Origin of the sequence: Vreelandella stevensii S18214 (genome assembly GCF_000275725.1) — a bacterium.
GTDB lineage: Bacteria > Pseudomonadota > Gammaproteobacteria > Pseudomonadales > Halomonadaceae > Vreelandella > Vreelandella stevensii.
This window is the reverse complement of the sequence record NZ_AJTS01000035.1, coordinates 150155-171491: the sequence shown is the minus strand read 5'-3', so window position 1 is coordinate 171491 and position 21337 is coordinate 150155. Positions and strand designations below refer to the sequence as shown.

Below are 21337 nucleotides of genomic sequence, written 5' to 3'. Positions count from 1 at the left end.
CGTTTATGGGTTAAAAAATCGATTATCTTGTCTAAAATAGAATATAGGCGAGCCTGTCGAGGGGCGTCAACACTTGGTCTCTTCATCTTCGCCAACCGATGCAGAGAAAAACCTGCCTGAGGACTCGGTAATGAACAAACATATTCAGCTCTCCGCAGAGAAAGTGCCTGGCTCCATTTACGACGTTTTGCGCCGTGATTTGGTCGCGGGGCGTTTTGCGGCAGGGGAGAAGCTGGCCATCAATGCGCTCAAGGAGCAGTATCAGGTGGGGCTGAGCCCACTACGTGAAGCCTTGAACAAGCTGGCAGCCTATGGCCTGCTGATTCAGGAGAATCAGCGTGGCTTCAGAGTACCCAAGCTCTCCCGAGAAGAGCTGGACGACATTGCTCGGATGCGCACCGAGCTCGAAGGCATGGCGCTGGAGCGTGCCATTGCCCACGGAGATGCGGTATGGGAAGCCGATCTACTGGCGGCGGCACACCGCCTCAAGCGCGCGGACCTCACACTGGACAAGGTAGAAGAGTGGGAGCGACTGCACACCCAGTTTCACCGCACGCTGGTGGCGCCCTGCGGTTCGGTGTGGCTGCTGCGCTTCATCGAGCAGTTGCACGACCAGTTCGATCGCTACCGTCGGCTAGGCCCGAAAATGCCCACCATCCGTCAGGAACTGGACGATCAGCACCATCAGCTGGTAGAGCTTGCCCTGAAACGAGATGCGGTTGCTGCGCGGGCATTAATGGACGACCATATCCACAAATCCTACGAAGTCGCGCTGGCGCGATACCACCAGCATGCCTGATGGTTGGGTTCCAAAAGAGTGTTAGGGATCGTTTTTAAGAATCGTTTTTTAGAGATAGTTTTTAGTAATCGTTTTTAGGAATAGCTTTATGGATACCGCTTCCTCTGCTTCGCATCACGCTGACGATGCCCTGGTCGTTGCCCAGACGCTCACTTGGGTGGCCAACTTCATCGTCGGGCACAATATCTGCCCCTTTGCCAAGCGCGAGTTGGAGCGTGAGGCGGTGCGTGTGGAAGTCGTGCGCTCCAAAAAGGTGGATATTGCGCTGGAGGAGCTGGTCGCCGAGTTCGAGTGGCTGGATGCCCACCCAGAGGCAGAAACCAGCCTGCTGGTGTTTCCCACGCTGTTCAAAAGCTTCGACCACTACCTGGATTTCGTGGAACTGGCGGAACAGCTATTGGAACAGCTGGGCTATGAGGGCGTGTATCAACTGGCGACGTTCCACCCCGATTACTGCTTCGCCGATGCCGACCCCGACGAGGCTGCCAACTACTCCAACCGTTCGCCGCACCCGATGATCCACGTATTACGCGAAGCCAGCGTGGAGAGAGCCATCGAGTTCTACGGCGATACGGCGGCCATTCCGGAACGCAACATCACTTACCTCACCGAGATGGGCCAGGACGCGCTGGAGCAGCAGTGGCAGCGCTGTTTTACTGATCAGGTCGATAAATGACCAGGCGATGTTTGCCCTGATGCTTGGCCTGATACAGCGCGTTGTCGGCATGGCGTATGACCTGTTGAATGTCCATGCCATGCTCGGGCCACACCGCAGCGCCAAGGCTGCAACCTACCTGGGCGGTCATGTTGCCGGGCAATTCGATAGGCAGTGCGATCTGAGTGAGTAAGCGCTGGCTTACCTCCTTGGCCAGAGAGTGACTGTTTTCTGGAGTGCTCTTGATGACCATGAGGAACTCATCGCCGCCCAGCCTGGCGACCACATCACCACTGCGCAAGGTAGCCCTCAAACGCTGAGTGATTTCGATCAGCAGTAGATCACCCGCATGATGCCCCAGTGTATCGTTGACGTTCTTGAAGCCGTCCAGGTCGAACATCAGCATGACCAGGCTCTGCTGTTGGCGCTGCGCCTCCGGCTGAGCATGTTGCAAGTACTGGTTCAAAAAGGCGCGGTTGGGTAGGCCGGTCAGTGGGTCGGTATTCACCAGGTCTGCCAGTTGATTGATGGTCTGGCGCTGGTCCTGTAGCCGCTCGACCATCTTGCGGATCGAAGTGGAGAGACGTTCCAATTCCGGTGACCCTGTTTCGATCTCGATGGCACAGCGGCTTTGGGCGGTTTGAATATGATCGGCGGATCGGGCCAGGCGCGTTAACGGGGCCACTAAGCGAGCCGCCAGAATCCAGCCGATAATCGAAAATATCAGCGCCATGAGTAAACCGGTGCCTAGAATGAGCTCTTGTAAGCGGGCCACAGGGACGAAGGCTGCCTCTACTGGCTGACGGCTAATGGCGGTCCACCCCAACCCAGGAAAGGCGCCAAAGGTTTGGCCAGGGGCCATGCCCGTCACGTAATCTTTCCCATCGGGCCAGGTTTCGATGGACCAGGTGGCACTGGAGAGCGTTCCATTCGCTGGGGCGAACGTGAGCGTTTCCCCCAGCAGGTCAGGGGGGCCCAGAATCACAGAACCCTCTTCAGAAAGCAGTAGTAGATCCGTTTGCTGCTCACGCAGGGCGGGGGTGAACATCGAGGCTTTTACCTGTGCCGCCCAATCCCAACTGAGGTGCACGGCCAAGACCCCAAGTAGCTGGTCTTGCCCATTGAACAGCGGTGCCGCGATATCCACGAACTTGATCGGCTCGCCGCTAGGGTTGGGCAGCAGTTGGGCCAGTAGGACAGCCTCGTGTACGTCGCCAATCCAAAGCGCTTGTCTTCCTTCCATGAACACCGGCCGTGCCGCGATGGACTGGCCTTCGAGAATGCCTCCTGTGGCAGCGACGACCATACCCTGCGCGTCGGTCACGCCAATCCATGAGGTCACCTCGTAGTTGCGCTGTAGCTGTTCGAGTTGGAGGCGTGTCAACGGGGCATCGGGATTCCCCATGGCGTCACGAATGCCCAGGAGTAACTGCACCTCCTTGATGCGAGCATCCATGCTGCGGCTCAACTTATCTGCCATTTGATACGCCGTGTTGGCACTGGCATCACCAATCTGACGTTCCAGATGAAACGCGGCTTCGCGAGAGGCGACCCAGCTCAGCAACAGCGTGATGGTAAAGACGAGCGCCGTAATCAAGCCGATGATGCGTGTGCGAAGCGGCAGGCGGCGTAACGAAGTATAGGGTGTCGGCATGGGGAGGCCAGGGAGGCAGTCAGCAGCGGAAAAGGGCTACCCTATCGCAATTTTAATTTTTGTACGATAGAGCAGGGCAATAACGCAGGCCAGCCAGGCCTGCGTTATTGGGTTATCAATAGCGCGATGCTTCTAGAGCGCCATGGACAAGGTGGTGCTTAAAACGCTTCCCATTCCGGCTCGGCCTGCGAAGTGGGGCGCTTGGATGATGGGGCGCTCGTGGCGGCTTGGCGTAGCCGCGGAGCCGGGCGGGACGTCGGGAGCGTGTGGCTGGCGCGTTGCGTTGAATGATGCAGCCGGAAAGCTGCCACCAGTTCTGCCAGTCGAGAGGCTTCATCTTGCAGCGACGCCGAGGCCGTGCTGGTCTCTTCCACCAGCGAGACGTTCTCTTGGGTGGCGGAGTCCATATCGGCGATGGCGGTGCTGATCTGGCTGATGCCGGACTCTTGCTCTTTGGCCGCCAGCGCCAGCTCTTGCATCATGTCGTTGACCCGCACGATAGCCTGGTTGATCTCCTCCATGCTTTCGCCATTTTTCAGCGTTTGATCGGCGCCATCGGCAATGCGCGAAGAGATATCCTCGATCATGGTGCGAATCTCCTTGGATGAGTTCGACGTTTTGGTGGCCAGCGAGCGTACTTCGCTGGCCACCACGGCAAAGCCGCGCCCGTGCTCGCCGGCTCGGGCGGCTTCTACCGAGGCATTCAATGCCAGAATGTTGGTCTGGAAAGCAATGGAGTCGATGACCTGAATGATTTCATTGACCTTTTGCGAGCTGCTTTCCAGGTCTCGCATGAGCAGGCTGGTCTGCTCGGACTCCTGCTTTCCATTCGCGGCTTTTTTCGAGGCGTCCTGGGTCAAGCGCTCTGCCTGCGAAGCGGTATCGGCGTTCTGGCGCACGATGGACGAAATTTCATCCATGCTGGCGGCGGTCTGCTGAAGGGCTGCGGCCTGCTGTTCGGTGCGTGAGGCAAGATCCTGGCTGCCTCCGGCGATTTGTCTGGAGCTGCTGGCCACGGCTTCACTGCTGTGAGAAAGCGTGCCTACCATGGTTTGCAATTGGCTCTGCATGTTCTGCATGGCGTTATAGAGCTGGCCAATTTCATTGTTGCCGCGAGACTCAATGGTATTGGTCAGGTCGCCTTTGGCGATACTGTCGCAGACAGCACCAGCCCGCTTTAGGGAACCGCTGATCAATTCGTCTCTGAGCGGCTAAAGCACTCAGGGCGGCATATTCACCGCGTCAACGGTCACTTTCTGGCCACGGAAGGTAGCCTTTTTACCCTGGCAGCCTGGTTATCCAGCTGCCAGGCCAGATTCAAGACACACTGGCCCCGTCAGCATGGCCCTGGCATCGTCCAGCCAGCACCAAATTGCCGAGGGCGAACAGGGTGAACAGCTGCGCCTGGTTCCTGGCCAGCCCCTTGTAGCGCACCTTCCGGTAGCCGAAGAGGTTCTTGATGACATGAAACGGGTGCTCGACCTTGGCGCGGATGCTGGCCTTGGCCTTCTCGAATTCCAGCAGCAGCGCTTTCATGGGACTGTCTTCCATCTTCTTGATGGGGCCGCGCTTGGCGGCAACACAGCAGCGGGAGTCCGGGGCATCCTTCTCTTCGTCCAGGTACTTCCACATGCCGGTGTAGCCCGCGTCGCCGTATACCCGCTTGTCATCCTCCCGGACCAGAGCGCCGGTCATGGTGACATCGGCGACGTTGGCCGACGTGGCGGCGACACTGTGGGTCAGTCCGGTGACCGCATCGACACCGATATGGGCCTTCATACCGAAGTAATACTGCTTGCCCTTCCGGGTCTGCTTCATCTCCGGATCGCGCTGCCTGGCCTTGTTCCTGGTGGAGGGGGCCGCCGCCACAATGGTGGCGTCGACGATGGTGCCCTCGCGCATGAACAGGCCCTGCTCGGCCAGGTGGGCGTTGATTTCCTCGAAGATCCGCTGGGTCAGGGCATGCTGCTCCAGCAGGTGACGGAAGCGCAGCAGCGTGGTCGCATCCGGCACACTCTCGATGGCCAGATCGATACCGATGAAGTCACGCATGGCCTGGCTGTCGTAGATGGCATCCTCCAGCGCTTCATCGGCCAGGGCATACCACTGCTGCAGAAAGTAAATGCGCAGCATGCGCTCCAGGCCAATGGGTGGTCGGCCTCGCTTGCCCGCTGAATTCGGGAAGTAGGACGGCGACAGTGCTGCGATCAGCCGTTGCCACGGCACCAGCTTCTCCATCCTGGCAAGAAACCGCTCGCGGCGGGTGACCTTCTTCTTGTTCTGGTGCTCAGCCTGGGCGAATGAGATCTGTTTCATCGGAGTGGCTCTGTCAGCGGGTGTTGGACGACAGGTCAGATTTTACCTCGTCGGTGGCTATGAGGCAGCTCCGACGGGATTTATGCAGCGTTTCCTTAGGGGACCAACGACCAGTTTATTCAGGCCTATCTGGATCGCGATGTAAATCATAATAGCCAGTAGGATAAGAATACTGCTCAGCACGGTAATGAACAGGCTGAAGCGTTCTGTCGTTGTAATCAGCTCATTCGCTGTGTTTTGGGCCAAGTCGTTAAATAGGCGGACTGTTTCAGTGATGGCATCGAACTGTTGATTGATACGGTCTCGATGCTCCGTAAGGGCATTGATATTTCCACTATTCAAATCGTTCCTGAAGTCAGTGTTAAGAATCTGATGAAATAAACTTTCAAATGAGCTTAATAAGGTATTGCGAGGATCGTCGGTGGGGATCTCGTTGCTCAGTAGCTCATTGAGGCGAGTGTCAGCCAAGGCCAGCGCATTTTGGGCCAAGCGCAATGACTCTTGAGCAGCCTGGCTGTCTCCAGTACGTGAGTACTCACCAAAGCGGGCCAGGCGAATACGTATTTCCATCAGGTTGACTTCGGTGCGGTTTATATAAGTAATTTGATGGGCCGCAATTTCATTTACATAGTTCAAGTTGCGTATGGCACTTCGCTCACCAATAATTCCTGCCGTGGCGATAATTAATAAGGCAATGAGTAGCGAAGCCAAGGCCCCCGCCATGGCAAATTTGACGGTCATGTTTTTGATCATTTCTTTTCCCTAAGGTAGTAGCTTGGTCAGGTTTGTATAGATTTTGTTGTTATTATGCGGGGGCGTGACTTTAGAGTTTGTTGTGTTGATAGTAAAGAGGTTGAGGTTGATTAAATTAAAATAAAAAGAGAGCCATGTGAGGCTCTCCTGAATTATAAATCGATACTTTAATGTCGCTGTTAGAATGCTTCCCATTCCGGCAAGTTTGAACGGTGAGCAGGTGGTGCCTGTGAAGGCTTGGCGGTTTGTTGTACCGGCAGAGAAAGCCCGCTGGTGTCGCGGCTTTCGCCCATGCGCTTTAGCTTGAACTCGCTGACCAGCTCGGCCAGTCGTGAGGCTTCGTCCTGCAATGAGGCGGAAGCAGTGCTGGTTTCTTCTACCAGTGAAACGTTCTCTTGAGTAGCAGAGTCCATTTGTGAAACGGCGGTACTGATTTGGCTAATGCCCGATTCCTGCTCTTTGGCTGCCAAGGCCAATTCCTGCATCATGTCGGTGACGCGCACAATCGCCTGATTGATCTCCTCCATGCTTTCGCCACTTTGCTGAGCTTGGCTTGCCCCCTCGGCGATACGCTGGGAGATATCCTCGATCATGGTACGAATTTCTTTCGAGGAGTTGGAGGTTTTGGTGGCCAGCGAACGTACCTCACTGGCCACCACCGCAAAGCCCCGGCCATGTTCACCTGCGCGCGCCGCTTCCACGGAGGCGTTCAGCGCCAGGATATTGGTCTGGAAGGCAATAGAGTCGATGACCTGAATGATCTCGTTGACACGCTGTGAGCTCTCCTCCAGACCGTTCATCAACTGACTGGTCTGCTGCGATTTGACCTGGCCCGTCTCGGCCTTTTTGGAGGCATCCTGCGTTAGCAGCTCGGCCTGGCTGGCGGTGTCGGCGTTCTGGCGCACGATGGAGGAAATTTCGTCCATGCTGGCGGCGGTTTGTTGCAAGGCGGCCGCCTGCTGCTCGGTGCGTGATGCCAGGTCCTGACTGCCGCTGGCAATTTGCTGTGAACTGCTGGCCACGGCGGAACTGCTCTGGTTCAGGGTGCCAATCATCTCTTCCAGACGCTCCTGCATGTCGTCCATGGCGCTATATAGTCGGCCGATCTCATTGCGCCCCCGGGCTTCGATATGGCTGGTCAGGTCGCCTTTGGCGATGTTTTCACAGATCTGGACCGCTCTTTGTAGCGGGTTGATCAGCAGTCGGTTCAGCGTTACCTGCATGGCGATATATAAGCCAATGGCGAACAGCAATAGCGTACCTACCACTATTGAAAAAATTTGCCCATCACGAACAGCATTGGCGTGTACTTGATTCCCTCTGTCAAGAGCGTAGCGATTGAAGGCTTCGATGGCATCGCTAAACGATGAGAATCTTTGGTTGATAGGGTCCAGTTGCTCCTCGATGGCTTCGAGTTGGCGATTGTGTAGGTCGTTGCGTAACGTATCAGTGATCACTGCGTGATAGGCATTCAGGATATTATCGATCAGCAAACGCCGCTCCGAGCCTTCGACCAGGGCGATATTGCCTAGTGATTCAATGCGCGCATCCGCTCTCGCAAGACTGTCGAGAGCTTCTCGCGTTGCCCGTTCGGCTCCTTCGTGTCTGAGATTACGGTGGTGTTGTACCATCCTCTCCAGGCGAACACGTACTTCCATCAGGTTGGTTTCTGCCCGATTGGCAGCGCTCGCCTGCTGAGCGCTGATTTGATTGATTTCATCTATTGTTTGTGCGGCTTCTCGTTCTTCTTTAATTCCCATGCCGCCTAGTAGCACAATCATACCGAGTAACACCAATAGCGCAGTCGCTATCATTTTCTTGACGGATATACTCTTCATCGAAAGCCTCCATTACTTCCCATACACCTGGGTTGGCATATTTACAGGAACCTTGGAGGTTAACAATTTTCTGTTAAATCAATTGTTAAAAAAAATTAGCCAATAGCTGTGTGTTGATTTAACTGGTTATGTTTTTTTGCGTGTATGATTGTCTGTTTTATGGGTTATAATTCGGTTATTATTTTTTAAATTTATTTTGTTTTTGTGTTTTATTTGTTTGGCATGGATGCTCCATGTAGCTTTTTGTTTCATCCGAACCTTGGTGTTAACTTTCGAATATCAGAAAGAGAGCCCTTGTCGGGCTCTCTTGATACCCACTAAAAACCATCAAAAAGTGAGAAAACCCAATAAGCTAAGGCTAGAAGGCTGCCCACTCAGCGGTGTCTGTGCGCGTCGCAGGATATGCAGGGGCGGGCGTTGGTGGTATCTGAAACGTTCGCTGTACCGACAGCGGGAGTCCGGTGTTGGCGTGGTGCTCGCTGGCGCGTTTGAGTTTGAACTCGCTGACCAGCTCGGCCAGTCGTGAGGCTTCGTCCTGCAATGAGGCGGAGGCAGTGCTGGTCTCTTCTACCAGAGAGACGTTCTCCTGAGTGGCGGAATCCATCTGCGAGACGGCGGTGCTGATCTGGCTGATGCCGGCTTCCTGCTCCTTGGCCGAGAGGGCCAGCTCCTGCATCATGTCGGTGACGCGCAGAATCGCCTGGTTGATTTCCTCCATGCTTTCGCCACTTTCCTGGGCCTGGTTGGCCCCTTCCACGATACGCTGGGAGATGTCCTCGATCATGGTGCGAATTTCTTTCGAGGAGTTGGAGGTTTTGGTGGCCAGCGAGCGCACTTCGCTGGCCACGACGGCAAAGCCACGACCATGTTCGCCTGCACGGGCTGCTTCCACGGAGGCATTCAACGCCAGGATATTGGTCTGGAAGGCGATGGAGTCGATCACTTGAATGATTTCATTGACCCGTTTGGAGCTTTCTTCCAGCCCATGCATCAACTGGCTGGTTTGCTGCGATTTATGCTGGCCCGTTTCGGCTTTGCGTGATGCGTCCTGGGTCAACAGCTCCGCCTGGCTGGCGGTGTCGGCATTCTGGCGCACGATGGAAGAGATCTCGTCCATGCTGGCGGCGGTTTGCTGGAGTGCCGCCGCCTGCTGCTCGGTGCGTGACGCCAGGTCCTGACTGCCACTGGCAATTTGCTGTGAACTGCTGGCCACGGCGGAACTGCTCTGGTTCAGCGTGCCAATCATCTCTTCCAGACGCTCCTGCATGTCGTCCATGGCGCTATACAGGCGGCCCATCTCATTGCGCCCGCGGGCTTCGATATGGCTGGTCAGGTCGCCCTTGGCAATGTTTTCACAAATCTGCACGGCCCGCTGTAAGGGTGATACCAGTTGACGGTTGATAGTCATCTGCATCACGACGTAGATGCCCAGTGCAAGCAGCGCTAAGACGGCGACGGTCACGCCCAGGATTTGACTATCTCTTAATGTTTTGCTGGTAACTTCGGCGCCTCGGTCGAGCGCATAGTGGTTGAAATCGCTGACAGCATTTCCAAACGCCACGAACCCATCGTTGACGGCTTCCTTGTAATTAATTAGCTCGCTGTAGTTGCCGTTGGCAAGATGGCTTCTGAACTGGGGGGACGTGAGATTATTGTAAGCTTCATTAATAGCGGTTAAATAGGAATAACGCTCTGTACCTGGAGTCGTGGTAACGTTATTCAGTCCTTCCATCCGCGCATCTGCAATGACCAGACTCTCTCGGGCATGGCCCAGAGCCGTCTCTACGCGGTCTTCCAGGCCATTGGCGTAGTGTTGCGACAGGCGCTCCAGGCGAACGCGCATCTCCATCAGGTTGGCTTCTGCTCGTGCCGCCGCGCTGGACTGTTGAGCACTGATTTGATTGATTTCTTCGAGACTGAAGGCGGCCTCTCGCTCTCCCTTATAGCCCAGGCCACCGACCAGTAACAGCATGGCGAGTAGTGCCACCAGCGCACCTGAGATCAATCGTTTGACCGATAGGTTTTGCATGTCCCTCTCCTTTTGTGCCCCAACGCCTGAAGTGACGTTAATATGGGTAGTCTCAAGATAGCAGTAGACTTGTTTGTTCTTATGTAAATTTAAATGCTTGTGTTAAACGTTTGAAAACTATAGGTGGCTGTCTATCGCGGTTTTTGTTTCTTTTGGTAATTTTTAAAGGTTATTGTTCTTGAGACCCTGGTGGTTGCTGTCGCCAATGCAGATCACGCATCGCTGGCCAATGTCATTGCGCCCAGGGTCTCAAACGTTTCGTGTTGTTTTCCATTACCTGGCCTACGCTAACTAGTAAGCCTTCCGTGTGAAAAATTGTGTCATCCCGCTCCTTGGGAAGTGTCCTGGATATGGTGCGATCATTTAATAAAAACAATAGGTTGGCGGTATGATTTCGGGTGGCTGCTTAAATGGAAAAACCTCCCAAACAATCGAGGTGTCCCATGCTGCTCCAAAGTCGTTATGAGTTTCCTTCTGCCAAGGTCATTCGCGCCTTGCTCCAGCATACCCATGAGCTCTCCATTCACGCTGATGACATGCCGAACCCCCTGATCGCCGCCGTCTCGGAATTGGATCTCCTGACGGGAAGATTGGTGCTGGAAGCCGAGTACGCAGGCCAGCATATCGAGCGCTATCTTGGGCAGGGCTGTGTCAATCTCGATATCGAAGCCGTGAAAGGGCAGTACCTGCTGGAACGCGAGGCCTACAGCCTCTCCAATGTGGCTGCCAAGTTGCTCAAGACCGATCGAGCTCATTACCGTTTCGAGTGCCAGCTACCTGAGTCGGTGTTCATTCATGATCACCGAGGTGCCATGCGCATACCGTTCATTCTGGGCATGCAGGCGCGCGTCAATCTCGAAGTTTATCCCCATCAGCTCAGTATCGATGGGCGTGTGCGCAACCTGTCGGTGGGCGGGTGTCTGGTCGATACGCGTCTGACGGATTGTCTGGCGTTGAGCGTCGATCAGGAGATTCCTGGTGTCACCCTCGAGTTTCCCAATGGCGAAAGTTTTTTTGCAGAAGGGTGTGTTCGTCACATTCGCCCTTTTGGGCATCATGGCCATGCGGCGATAGGGATTCAATTCGTGCGGCTTTCGGCAGCCCAGTCGGAGGCCTTGTTTCGATACGTGACCGAAGCCGAACACGAAGCTGGTTACCGCACAGGGGCAAACGACAAGATGGATTACCATTCGACGCTGTTCATTGCCGGTGCCAAAGAGAAGAAAATTCAGCAGCGTGAGGCCCTGGAGCGAGACAAACGCTCACGCCAGACGCCCATGGAAAAAGGCGTGCTCGACGTATCGCATCATATGCAGGTGGGGCTGATGTATACCAAGACGCATGATGCATTCCCCGGTGAGGTGCTTTACGACTGCGTTGACACCCTGCGTTATCTGATCGAGTTGGACCGCAAGGCTCTGATGTTTGCGCTTGCCTGTTTGAGAGATGAACCCGAATGGGTGCGCCATGCGGTACAAGCGGCTTGCCAGTTGGCCGATATGCTGTTGACCAGAGACCCTTATGACCCCCAGATTCGCGAAGCGATGCTGGGCACTTTGATACATGACATGGGCAAGCCGCTATTGGTGGGGCCTCAGTTGCCCTCGTTGAAAGTACACATGAATCCTGTACAGAAGGAGATTCTGCGCGGGCATGTGTCGGCACTGCGCCAGAGGCTCATGGAGCTCGACTGGAGCCCCAGTCCGGTGTGTCAGGAGATTATCGACAATGCCAACGAGCGTCTGGATGGTTCCGGCTACCCGAAGGGTAAACGCGGCGATCAGTTATCCGAGTTGATTCGCCTGCTCAGTGTCATCAAGGCCGTCAACAAACTGACCCACGGTCGCAATGGCATACCGCCCAGAACGCCTCTGGACGCCTATCGCATGATTTATGAAGCGGACAGGGCGTACGATAAAACCATTCTGGTGGAGTATATTCAGGCCTACGGCCTGTATCCCATCGGCAGTCTGGCGAAGTTCTCGGGGGGCTTTCTGGCGTGGATCATGGACATCGATGGCAAAGGTATGCCCACCCAGGTTCAGGTCGTCAAGAACCTGCGTTTCCCCGATACCAATATGCATACCGTGATGGGGAAGGAGGACATGCTGCAAATAGGCAAGCTGGAAGGCGTGGTTCACCCCCGTGAATACGGGATAGAGCTCAAATCGTAAGCATCCACCCGAAGTTGTACTAGGCATCTTTCACCAGCCGCTTGTGCATGACGTAGGTGTCCACCAGTCCCAGCGACGGATGGCGAAACGCCTGGGGTACGGTGCCGACAATGGCAAACCCCAGCCGCTGCCACAGGGCGACTGCGACGTGATTGCTGGCCACGACGGCATTGAACTGCATCGCCTCGAAGCCAGCGTCACCGGCCAGTACCTGAGAGTGTTCGCACATGGCGCGGGCCACGCCTTTGCCGCGTGCATGGGGTGTCACCATATAGCCGCAGTTGCAGACATGCTTGCCGGGGCCTGCGGCATTGGCCTTGAGGTAATAAGCCCCCAGCAGTTGACCTTGCTCGTCCTTGACGGCCAGGCTGTGCAGCGGCAGCGTACACCATAGGTGGTAGGCATCATCAAAGGTGATGTCGGGGTCTATCGCGTACGTTTCCTGTGCCGCTACAATACTCTGGAACGTTGGCCAGAACAGGGCGAAATCGTCGCGGGTCATCGGGGTAAATGCAAAACGCTGCATGAGTATTCCTGCATACAAGACATGGCATACGCTAGCATAAGCGGATGCCTGAAAGCGTCAACCGAAAGATGGGGAGCCGTCACATGACCCTCGAGAGTGCCCTGACCTATTTCGTGGCGATCTTCGTCTTCGCCATTACTCCTGGCCCCGGTATCTTTGCGCTGCTGGCCAAGGGGATGTCCCAAGGCGTGCGCGCCTGCTGGCCGCTGGCTGTGGGCATGACCGTGAGTGATGTCATCTATCTGATGCTGGCCTTCTATGGGCTGGCTGCCTTGGCAGAAAACTGGGGTGAAGCCTTCACCGTGTTGCGCTATGTGGGCGCGGCTTACCTGTTTTATCTGGGCTGGAAAATGTGGACGGCCAGCGTCACGCCCCCGCGCCTGGAAGGCGGTACGCCCGTGGCGGCCACATCCGCTCGTGAGGCCCTCAAGGGGCTTACCCAAGGGGTCCTGATCTCGGCCTCCAACCCGAAGGTCATCCTGTTTTATCGCGTTTCTACCCGCCTTCATTGACCTGACCACGCTGAACCATGGCGACATGCTGCTGGTGGTTGGGCTTACCCTAGTGGGCTTGATGATGGGGCTGATGCTGGTGGCGTCGTTTGCCTCGTCGGCACGGCGCTTTTTCCAGTCCGAACGCGCCCAGAAGGGCACCAACCGCACAGCAGGTTCCTTGATGCTGGCGGCAGGTGCTTTCTTGATTGCCAAAGGCTGAAGGTCACCAGGTGAACGTGTCAGGCGTCCTTGACGACTGACGCGACGATCTCATAACTGCGCAGGCGGTCCGCGTGCTGATAGAAGTCACTGTTGATCATCAGCTCGTTGGCCTCGGTACGTGCCTGGAAGTCGGCCAGCTGCTCCTTGACCGTTTCAGGGCCACCGATGATGGCCGCGCCAAGAAACTGGGCGACCTGGGCGCGCTCCATGGGGCTCCAGTCCAGATGATCGACCGGGGGTTGTGACTGCGTCGGACGGCCGCGAATCAAATTGAGAAACTTCTGCTGGGCAGTCGTGGCCAGATAGTGGGCCAGGTCGTCGCTGTCGGCCGCTATCACGGGTAATCCTACCATGGCATAGGGTTCCGCCAGATGCTCGGAGGGCTGGAATTGGTCGCGGTACAGGCGCAGCGCTTCGAAGAGATAGCCCGGCGCAAACTGCGCAGCAAAGGCGAAGGGGAGCCCTAGCCTGGCGGCCAATTGGGCGCTGTAGCCACTGGACCCGAGCAGCCAGATGGGCACATGGGTGCCCTGGCCCGGCACGGCCTTGACGGTTTGCTGGGGCTGGGCTTCGCCCAGGTAGCGGCGCAGCTCTTCCAGCTGTTCTGGAAAGTCATCGACACCTGACTGGGCGTGCCGCCGCAGGGCACGCATGGTCGCGCCATCCGAGCCAGGGGCACGGCCCAGCCCCAGGTCGATCCGGCCGGGGTAGAGCGTCTCCAGGGTGCCGAACTGCTCGGCCACCACCAGTGGAGGGTGGTTGGGCAGCATGATGCCGCCGCTGCCAACGCGAATGGTGGACGTTTGCCCTGCCACGTGGCCAATCAGCACGGCCGTGGCAGCGCTGGCGATACCCGCAATATTGTGATGCTCGGCCAGCCAGTAGCGCTGGTAGCCCAGCCGCTCCGTGTGCTGGGCCAGGGCCACGCTGTCTTGAAAGGTCTCGGCGACACTGCCGCCTTGACGAATGGGCGCCAGGTCCAGAACAGACAGCGCAGTGTGGGCAAGTTGGCTCATGGTGACACCTGTTTAAACGGTCATGGTCAAGCGGCTTGATTTATTAGCACGCTTTCGAATACACCGTTTATGCGGGTGCCCCTGGCAAATTGCAAGGGGCCAGACGGCCATCAATGGCGTTGGCGCTTGTCATCTTTACGCTGCAGCATCGCGGAAAGGTCGAGAATCGACTGGGCCATGTCGGCCATGCTACGGCTCTGGTCCATGGAGGTCTTGCGTAGAAAGCGGTACGCCTCCTCTTCGCTCATGCCCTGGTGGGCCATGATCAGCCCCTTGGCACGCTCGATCAGCTTTCGTTCTCGCAGGGCCTTGCGGGTATTTTCCAGCTCGTCGCTCAAGCCCTGCAATCGGCTGGACTGAGCTTGCGCCAGCTCGATCAGCGACCGGCTGAGCGGCGAGTGAAGCGCGCTGGCCGTCAGGTCGCCCAAGGGGTGCGAAGGTGCCAGCATGAGCAGCTGTTCGCAGGGGGCAGGCAGCGGATGGCCCGGGGTGCTGGTGGCGTGTTCCAGGGCCCTGCGGGCCTCGGCGATTTTGAGATGGCACAGGGCGGTCAGCTGCGTGTTGAGCGTATCTTCCACCGCCTTGATGGTATCCAGCCGCAGCGTGGTGAGTTCGTACCAGGTTTCGCCCAGCGAGTCGCTGACGCCCATGGGCGCGTTGGCATGCTGGCAGGCGATATCGCGAAGCTCGCGGATGCCCGCCAAGGTCCTGGGCGAAAGCGCCTGCTGCCAAGCGGCCAACGCCTCGGCGGTGGCAAATTCGGCAAAGGTGTCGAAACAGCGCTGCTGCGCGGCCATCAGCTGGTTAAGCAGTTCACGGTGCGCGTCATCGAAGTGCCCCAGCGTAAACCCAAAGGCGCCGCAGGCGCGCTCTTGCCCGGCCAGCTCCTTGCCCTGCATCAGGTGGAAGATAGCTACCAGTGCCCGCGTAATATCGGGGTCTATGGCGGTGTCGGCGGCTTCGAAAACGATGGCCAGCAACCCGCTGATCAAGTGGTTGAACGCCTGCGTGGCCGCATCAGGCGAAATCGTGAACTGATCGATGGCGCGGCGCAGCGCCGGAAGTTCATCCAGGGCTTGCCACACACCCGCTATGCGGCGAAGCAGCCTGGCGGCTGCCTGTGAGCGAACTTCCTGGCCCAGCGCTTCCAGCCGCTGGCGCATGGCCGCCTCGGCACTTTGGCTATGTTCGAGGTAGGTGGCGCGGCGTGCCTTGAAGCGCTTCCCCTGGGAAGCCAGATAAATGGTCGAAGCGCCCCGTTCGCGCTGTAGAACGTGGATGAACTGACTGATATCGCTGACGATATCGGCGGTGGTGGCCAAATGATGAAGGTTGTCGATATCACAGCGCAGCGCGGTCAAGAGTAGCTGTTGGGCAGAAGACATAGTAGTTCCTTGTTACTCGCCGCCTGAAAAGACGGCGCCTCACTGGATGACCAGAGACGCGCCTGCTTAACTGCTAGCGTAAAGAGAGAGCGCCCTGTTCATGACGATCACCGGCGGCCTCACGGTAGGCCTTGGCTTCCTCGGCCTCGGTGGCATCACTGAAGCGTACCACCAACACGCAAGAAGCCAGCAGCAGTACGGTAATGCCCAGATAAAAGAGCCCTTGCTGGTAGCTGAGGCTTTCATTACGAAACAAGAACGCGGCGGAGACGGCACCAATGTTGCCCCCAGCGCCAACGATGCCTGCCACGGCTCCCAGCGCTTTCTTGTTGATGAAGGGGACGACCCCGTAAGTGGCACCTTCCGCCATCTGCACGAACAGGCTGAACACCAGCATGATGCCAATCGCCATGCTGAGCACGTGCATCTGCGAAAACGCAATCAGCGCGATGCCTTCGCAGATCAGAGCAATGAAGAGCCAGCGCACACGCCCCTTGAGGCCCGCCTGTTTGGCGAACAGATCGGAAAAGACGCCGCCCAGGGTGCGGGCAAAGATATTCATCAGCCCGAACAGGCCCGCAATGAGCCCTGCCGTGGCCAGAGTGAGATCAAAGGTATCGAAAAAATAGATGGCGGCGATGTTGTTGATGGTCAGCTCTACCCCGAAGCAGAGCCCGTACACTACAAACAGCGCCCAGACACGAATATCCTTGGCGGCAGCCATGAAGCTCTGCGCTGCGCCATACTCGCCGCTGGCTTCCGGTAGCTCGCCGCGGGCGCGCAGCTCGCTGAAATTGCCATCCGGTGCATCCTGGGTAAAGTACCAATAAGCGATACCCGTCAAAAACAGCACGACCCCTGGCACCAGCATGGCAAGCCGCCACCCCAGCGCTTCGTTGACGCCCAGCATGAGTATTCCGGAGAAGATGAGCGGCATCAGGATTTGCGTCGTACCGCCCCCCAGGTTGCCCCATCCGGCGCTGGTGGCGTTGGCGGTGCCCACCACATTGGGGGCGAACATCATGGTGGTGTGGTACTGGGTAATGACGAACGAGGCGCCAATGGCACCAATGGCCAGACGAGCCAGCAGAAAGGTTTCAAAGCTGTTGGCCAGGCTGATCCCCATGACGGGAATGGAGCCCAACAGCAGCAGTCCCGTATAGGTCTTGCGCGGCCCGATGCGGTCGCAGAGCACCCCGATCAGTAGCCTGACCACCACGGTGATCGCCACGGAAGCAATGATGGTGTTGCCGATTTGGGTTTGCGTCAGAGACAGGTCTTCACGTACGACAGCCATCAGCGGGGCGATGCCGAACCAGCCAAAAAAACAGATATGAAAGGCAAACCAGGACATGTGGAATGCCCGCATCTGTGGCGTGGAGAAATCGAGCAGCCGAATACGATTGGCTTTGTGGCGGATGTTCATGGGTGGCCTCGGGTAGCATGGAACGAGTTCGTCAACGCACAACGCCAAGGGCACTGCACAGAGACGGGAACACGCCTTCATCGTTGAAGGTCAGGTTCGACGCACTCGTACCCGGCTGGGCCTGGTCCACGCCTATAATACTGGAAATCACCAAGCAAATAATTCGCCACTAGCCATTTTTTAAATATAAAACATTGATTTAATGAATAACGATGGGGGCGCTGGGGGTGTGGTGCCAAGGGGAGTGAGCAGGGGCGCACTCGATTGGGGCAGTAGCGCCGAGTCGAGTGCGCCAAGTTGGCGCAATATCAGAGGGTGCCTGCTCTTGAAGGACTAGCCATGCAGGTACACGGCGTCGATATCCAGCGTCGAGCGCTCACCAATCGCCTCGAAGTGCTCGTTGAGCCACAGCTCTGCAGCCGCTTTGCCCTGGTCGAACAGGTGGCACAGGAACGGCCATTCGGCATTGAGCTTACTGGATACCGACAGGCTCTCCAGTGCCTTGTCGCCACTGATGCGATGAAACAGAGCCTGCTGGTAGCAGTTTTCGATGCCTTGCTCCTCCAGTGCATGCTTGAGCAAGGCAATCATGCGAACTTCCTTGATCAGCGCAGCGTTGAAGGTGATCTCGTTCAGCCGGTTCATGATGGCCGAGGCCGTGGTGGGCAGCTCATCGCGGCGGATGGGGTTGATTTGTACCAGCAGTATGTCGCGCGCGCTGCACTCTTCTATCAAGGGAAACAGTGCGGGGTTACCCATGTAGCCGCCATCCCAAAAGGCTTCGCCGTCTATTTCGACGGCCTGAAACATGAACGGCAGGCATGCCGACGCCATGACGGCATCGACGCTCATCTCTTCACGACGAAACACGCGTTGCTTGCCGGTACGGACATTGGTCGCCGCGACGAAGAGTTTCAGCTGGTCGCACTGGCGCACGCGGTCGAAGTCGATATGCGACGCCACGATGTCTCGCAAGGGGTTCAGGTTCAGTGGGTTGAGCTGATAAGGGGAAACCAGGCGAGTCATCAGGTCCATGGCGACATAGCCCGGTGAATGATCCAAGCTCCAGTTGCCGGTCAGTACGTCCATGGGGGAGCGGCGGATGGGGCTCGCCATGCCCGCCCGGCTGACGGCTTTCCAGAAATCCCGCAACGCTTGCCGAGCCGTCTCCTTGCCGCCGCGAGTCAGCGCGTCGGCCATGACGACGCCGTTCATGGCCCCCGCGCTGGTGCCGCTGATGCCCTCGATGTCGATTCGGTCATCTTCCAGCAGGCGGTCCAGCACGCCCCATGTGTAAGCGCCGTGGGCTCCGCCGCCTTGAAGCGCCAGGTCGAGTTTTTTTGCTGATGCCATGTGATCCTTCCCAAAGTGGCTAATAACGTGCCCTTAAGCATGGCATAAATGAGCACGTTCGGTAGCCTGGGTAGGCACACGGGTATGGTGGCGGTGCTGGCGGTGATCACTATCACGCCATTATCTCATCTGCGCGAGCTGCAGATGGTCATCCTGGCCACAGCGCAGGAAGGAAGAGGTCGCTAGCCACTCTTCATCGGGGTAGTAGGCAAACACGTACTGCTCTTCCTTGAGGCTGTCGATAAGCGGGTAGGTGATGTCTTCGCGAACGGCAGGGCAGCCATGGCTACGCCCCAGTCGCCCCGTCTGGGCGATGAACTCTTCGCTTACATACTCCGCCCCATGAATCACGATGGCGCGTTGGAAAGCGAGGTCGTTCACCTCTGGCTCCAGACCCTCCAGACGCAGTGAGTAGCCATTGCGCCCGTAATAGCTGTTCATGGTGCGAAACAGTCCAATGCTGGATTGAAAGCTTTCGGGGACGTTCGAAAACACCTCAGCCACGGCATCACCCGACCCTCGGCCATGGGACACCAGCTCTTCGAACAGCAAGGCGTGCTGGTGCAGGTCGAAGACCCATAAGCGAGGCTCCGTGGAGGGCAGCGAGTAGTCGATGACCGCCAGGCGCTCGGCGTAGGGGTCGGCACAAGCGATGGCTTGCGCGGCCAGGCGGAGCGCCTCACCGGAGGCGCCAGGCGCCAGTTGTTGTAACTGATGATGAAGGGGCGACACGCCGATGGGAGGCTGGGAAGAGACCTGGGCGTAAAAGCTGGCAGCCTGGAGTGGAGAGGCGCCAAGCCACAGGCTCGTGGCGGTCATCAGGGTCAATAATCGGGGGATATCGGAGCGAAAACGAGTATACAAGGGTGAGAGCATCGAGTGTCATCCTGCCAAAGGTGCGATAAGTCCCCACTAGAAATGACCATGAACAGGCGCAAGCAGCTATGCTGAAGTAAAGTGTCAGGCTATTCGGTCGGTAACGGGAACTGCCGATATCATTGGGCATCAGCGCCATACAGCGCTGCATCATAACGCAAGGAGAGGCGATGAACGATCATCCGCGACTAAGACAATGGGCGATAGGCGCCCTGCTTGGCCTTGTCCTGCCCGGCCCCTTGTTGGCGGTGGCTGCGGAGCCTGCTCCTCCTGGCATGCAACAAGCCTTGTCACAGCAGGTCGAGCGGGCAGGGGAGTCACTGCCGGTGGCAGCGTTTTATCAGCTCAATGGCGGGCAACCGGTTTGGCAGGATGAAGCCCGTGTGAAGGCCCTGGTGGAGGGGTTGAATGGTCTGCTGGATGATGGCCTGAGCCCCGAAGATTACCGCGCGACGACGCTGCTGGAAGAGTACCGGGTTAGCCGCGCATGGGATGCTGCCGCCCAGGCACGCTTCGATGTCGATGCCACTCGGGCCCTGCTGCTGGCGCTGGAGCATCTATCGTCAGGCAAGGTCAATCCTCGTCAGGTGGAACCTGGCTGGGACGCTTCACGCCCAGAGCGCAGTTACGCGCTGCCTCGTGTGCTGAGCGCCGTGGAGCGTCACGATGTGGAATCGGCGCTGGCCATGGCCCGGCCCAGCTCACCCGAGTATGCCCAGTTGCGCCAGGCATTGAGTGCCTACCGTCAATTGGCCGAGCAAGGCAGCGTTCCTTACCTGCCCGGTAGAGAAGCCTCGCTGCGGCCTGGCGACCGCGACGCTGATGTGGTCACGCTGCGCCAACGGCTGACCCTATGGGGTGCCTCGGGGCTGTTGGGTGCCGACAGCAGCGCCTATCCAATGATTGGCGTACAGGGGGCGCCGCGCGACCAGCAGCTGTTCGATGACACCCTGGTACAAGCAGTGAAGCATTTTCAACGCCGCCACCAGTTGCAGGAAGATGGCATCGTCGGGGAGCGCACCCGGCTGGCGCTGAACATGCCGGTGGCTTCACGGGTCGACCAGCTACGGGTCAACCTGGAGCGTGCGCGCTGGATACGCCCCGCCTTGCAGCGTGAGCCTCGGGTGTGGGTCGATATTGCGGGCTACCGGCTGCATTACGTGCGTCCTGATGGCCAGCAGTGGGATGCACGAGTGGTCGTTGGCACGCCGCGGCGTGAAACGCCGGTCATTCACTCCACGATCAGCCACCTGACCATCAACCCCAGCTGGACCATACCGCCTACCATCATGCGGGAAGACGTGTTGCCACGGGTACGTGAGGATATCGGTTATCTGGCCCAGCAGAACATTCAGGTGTTGAGCCCCTCAGGGGAAATGCTGGATGAGCAGAGCATCGATTGGCAGCGCCCTGGAGGCGTCATGCTGCGTCAGGTGGCGGGGAGCCGTAACCCTCTCGGGAGGGTCGTGGTACGCTTTCCCAATAACGACATGATTTACTTGCACGACACCCCGGCGCGTGGATTATTTCAGCGGGAGCAACGGGCCTTGAGCTCCGGCTGCGTTAGGGTGGAGGGCGTGGCGGAGTTCGCTCAGATGCTGCTACAGGATAGCGGCAGCCGTCATCAGCTCAATGCGCTGATGAACAGTGGGCGCAGCGATCAGAACGTCAACCTGCCCCAGCGTATTCCCGTAGCACTGCACTACCTCACCGCGTGGCCCAATGCCCAGGGGGAGGTAGTTTTTCGAGATGATATCTACCGCCGAGACCCGGCGCTGCTATCGGCGCTATCCGCACGCGACGCCTGATCCCCCTTCCACG

The 21337-nt window shown here is 57.6% G+C and carries 18 protein-coding genes; 6 read left to right on the top strand and 12 right to left on the bottom strand.

Translation table 11 applies throughout. From position 1 onward, the window contains the following. The first annotated feature begins 130 nt into the window (after positions 1–130). Both HSS18214_RS0107705 and HSS18214_RS0107700 read left to right on the top strand, forming a co-directional pair. Entirely contained in the window at positions 131–799 is a 669-nt protein-coding gene (locus HSS18214_RS0107705; RefSeq protein WP_016914714.1) for a GntR family transcriptional regulator, read from the top strand. Positions 800–887: 88 nt separating this feature from the next. Then, a complete protein-coding gene (locus tag HSS18214_RS0107700) occupies positions 888–1475 on the top strand; it encodes a DUF1415 domain-containing protein (RefSeq protein ID WP_016914713.1) in 588 nt (195 codons plus the stop codon). Here HSS18214_RS0107700 and HSS18214_RS0107695 read toward each other — a convergent pair. The 6 genes from HSS18214_RS0107695 to HSS18214_RS0107670 form a co-directional block, all read right to left on the bottom strand. Further along, the gene (locus HSS18214_RS0107695; protein ID WP_016914712.1) at positions 1453–3108 is read right to left on the bottom strand and encodes a sensor domain-containing diguanylate cyclase; all 1656 of its coding nucleotides are present in this window, start codon (positions 3106–3108) and stop codon (positions 1453–1455) included. The genes HSS18214_RS0107700 and HSS18214_RS0107695 overlap by 23 nt on opposite strands. 158 nt (positions 3109–3266) lie before the next feature. Further along, the gene (locus tag HSS18214_RS17965) at positions 3267–4304 is read right to left on the bottom strand and encodes a methyl-accepting chemotaxis protein (RefSeq protein WP_016914711.1); all 1038 of its coding nucleotides are present in this window, start codon (positions 4302–4304) and stop codon (positions 3267–3269) included. 121 nt (positions 4305–4425) lie between these two features. Continuing rightward, entirely contained in the window at positions 4426–5424 is a 999-nt protein-coding gene (locus tag HSS18214_RS0107685) for an IS5 family transposase (RefSeq protein ID WP_016914710.1), read from the bottom strand. 57 nt (positions 5425–5481) lie between these two features. Next, the gene (locus HSS18214_RS0107680; protein WP_016914709.1) at positions 5482–6177 is read right to left on the bottom strand and encodes a Tar ligand binding domain-containing protein; all 696 of its coding nucleotides are present in this window, start codon (positions 6175–6177) and stop codon (positions 5482–5484) included. A 179-nt stretch (positions 6178–6356) separates the two neighbouring features. Beyond that, the gene (locus tag HSS18214_RS0107675) at positions 6357–8015 is read right to left on the bottom strand and encodes a methyl-accepting chemotaxis protein (protein WP_026001805.1); all 1659 of its coding nucleotides are present in this window, start codon (positions 8013–8015) and stop codon (positions 6357–6359) included. Between the two features lie 358 nt (positions 8016–8373). Then, the gene (locus HSS18214_RS0107670) at positions 8374–10044 is read right to left on the bottom strand and encodes a methyl-accepting chemotaxis protein (RefSeq protein WP_016914707.1); all 1671 of its coding nucleotides are present in this window, start codon (positions 10042–10044) and stop codon (positions 8374–8376) included. A 443-nt stretch (positions 10045–10487) separates the two neighbouring features. Here HSS18214_RS0107670 and HSS18214_RS0107665 point away from each other — a divergent pair, with 443 nt between their 5' ends. Next, positions 10488–12218 (top strand): HD domain-containing phosphohydrolase, encoded by a 1731-nt coding sequence (locus HSS18214_RS0107665; RefSeq protein WP_016914706.1) that lies wholly within the window; start codon positions 10488–10490, stop codon positions 12216–12218. A gap of 19 nt (positions 12219–12237) precedes the next feature. Here the strand turns inward: HSS18214_RS0107665 and HSS18214_RS0107660 are convergent, their stop codons facing one another. Beyond that, positions 12238–12744 carry a GNAT family N-acetyltransferase gene (locus HSS18214_RS0107660; protein WP_016914705.1) on the bottom strand — a complete coding sequence of 169 codons (507 nt, stop codon included), beginning with the start codon at positions 12742–12744 and terminating at the stop codon, positions 12238–12240. Between the two features lie 83 nt (positions 12745–12827). Between HSS18214_RS0107660 and HSS18214_RS17960 the strand changes: the two genes are divergently transcribed. Together HSS18214_RS17960 and HSS18214_RS19730 are read left to right on the top strand one after the other, a co-directional pair. Beyond that, positions 12828–13256 carry a LysE family translocator gene (locus tag HSS18214_RS17960; RefSeq protein WP_337459487.1) on the top strand — a complete coding sequence of 143 codons (429 nt, stop codon included), beginning with the start codon at positions 12828–12830 and terminating at the stop codon, positions 13254–13256. A 25-nt stretch (positions 13257–13281) separates the two neighbouring features. After that, on the top strand, positions 13282–13458 hold the full coding sequence (locus tag HSS18214_RS19730) for a hypothetical protein (RefSeq protein ID WP_287808621.1): 177 nt from the start codon (positions 13282–13284) through the stop codon (positions 13456–13458). Positions 13459–13477: 19 nt separating this feature from the next. On the opposite strand, the gene HSS18214_RS0107650 is transcribed toward HSS18214_RS19730, so the two are convergent. The 5 genes from HSS18214_RS0107650 to HSS18214_RS0107630 all read right to left on the bottom strand — a co-directional run bounded on the left by HSS18214_RS0107650 (position 13478) and on the right by HSS18214_RS0107630 (position 19516). Further along, positions 13478–14476 (bottom strand): LLM class flavin-dependent oxidoreductase, encoded by a 999-nt coding sequence (locus tag HSS18214_RS0107650; RefSeq protein WP_016914704.1) that lies wholly within the window; start codon positions 14474–14476, stop codon positions 13478–13480. A gap of 110 nt (positions 14477–14586) precedes the next feature. Further along, the gene (locus tag HSS18214_RS0107645) at positions 14587–15861 is read right to left on the bottom strand and encodes a nitrate regulatory protein (RefSeq protein ID WP_016914703.1); all 1275 of its coding nucleotides are present in this window, start codon (positions 15859–15861) and stop codon (positions 14587–14589) included. Between the two features lie 73 nt (positions 15862–15934). Continuing rightward, positions 15935–17287, bottom strand: coding sequence for a NarK family nitrate/nitrite MFS transporter (locus tag HSS18214_RS0107640; RefSeq protein WP_016914702.1), 1353 nt, complete (start codon positions 17285–17287; stop codon positions 15935–15937). Between the two features lie 333 nt (positions 17288–17620). Continuing rightward, positions 17621–18640, bottom strand: coding sequence for a patatin-like phospholipase family protein (locus HSS18214_RS0107635; RefSeq protein WP_016914701.1), 1020 nt, complete (start codon positions 18638–18640; stop codon positions 17621–17623). Between the two features lie 120 nt (positions 18641–18760). Continuing rightward, on the bottom strand, positions 18761–19516 hold the full coding sequence (locus HSS18214_RS0107630; RefSeq protein WP_016914700.1) for a murein L,D-transpeptidase catalytic domain family protein: 756 nt from the start codon (positions 19514–19516) through the stop codon (positions 18761–18763). Between the two features lie 170 nt (positions 19517–19686). Here HSS18214_RS0107630 and HSS18214_RS0107625 point away from each other — a divergent pair, with 170 nt between their 5' ends. Beyond that, positions 19687–21324, top strand: coding sequence for a L,D-transpeptidase family protein (locus tag HSS18214_RS0107625; protein ID WP_016914699.1), 1638 nt, complete (start codon positions 19687–19689; stop codon positions 21322–21324). Positions 21325–21337 lie beyond the last annotated feature (13 nt).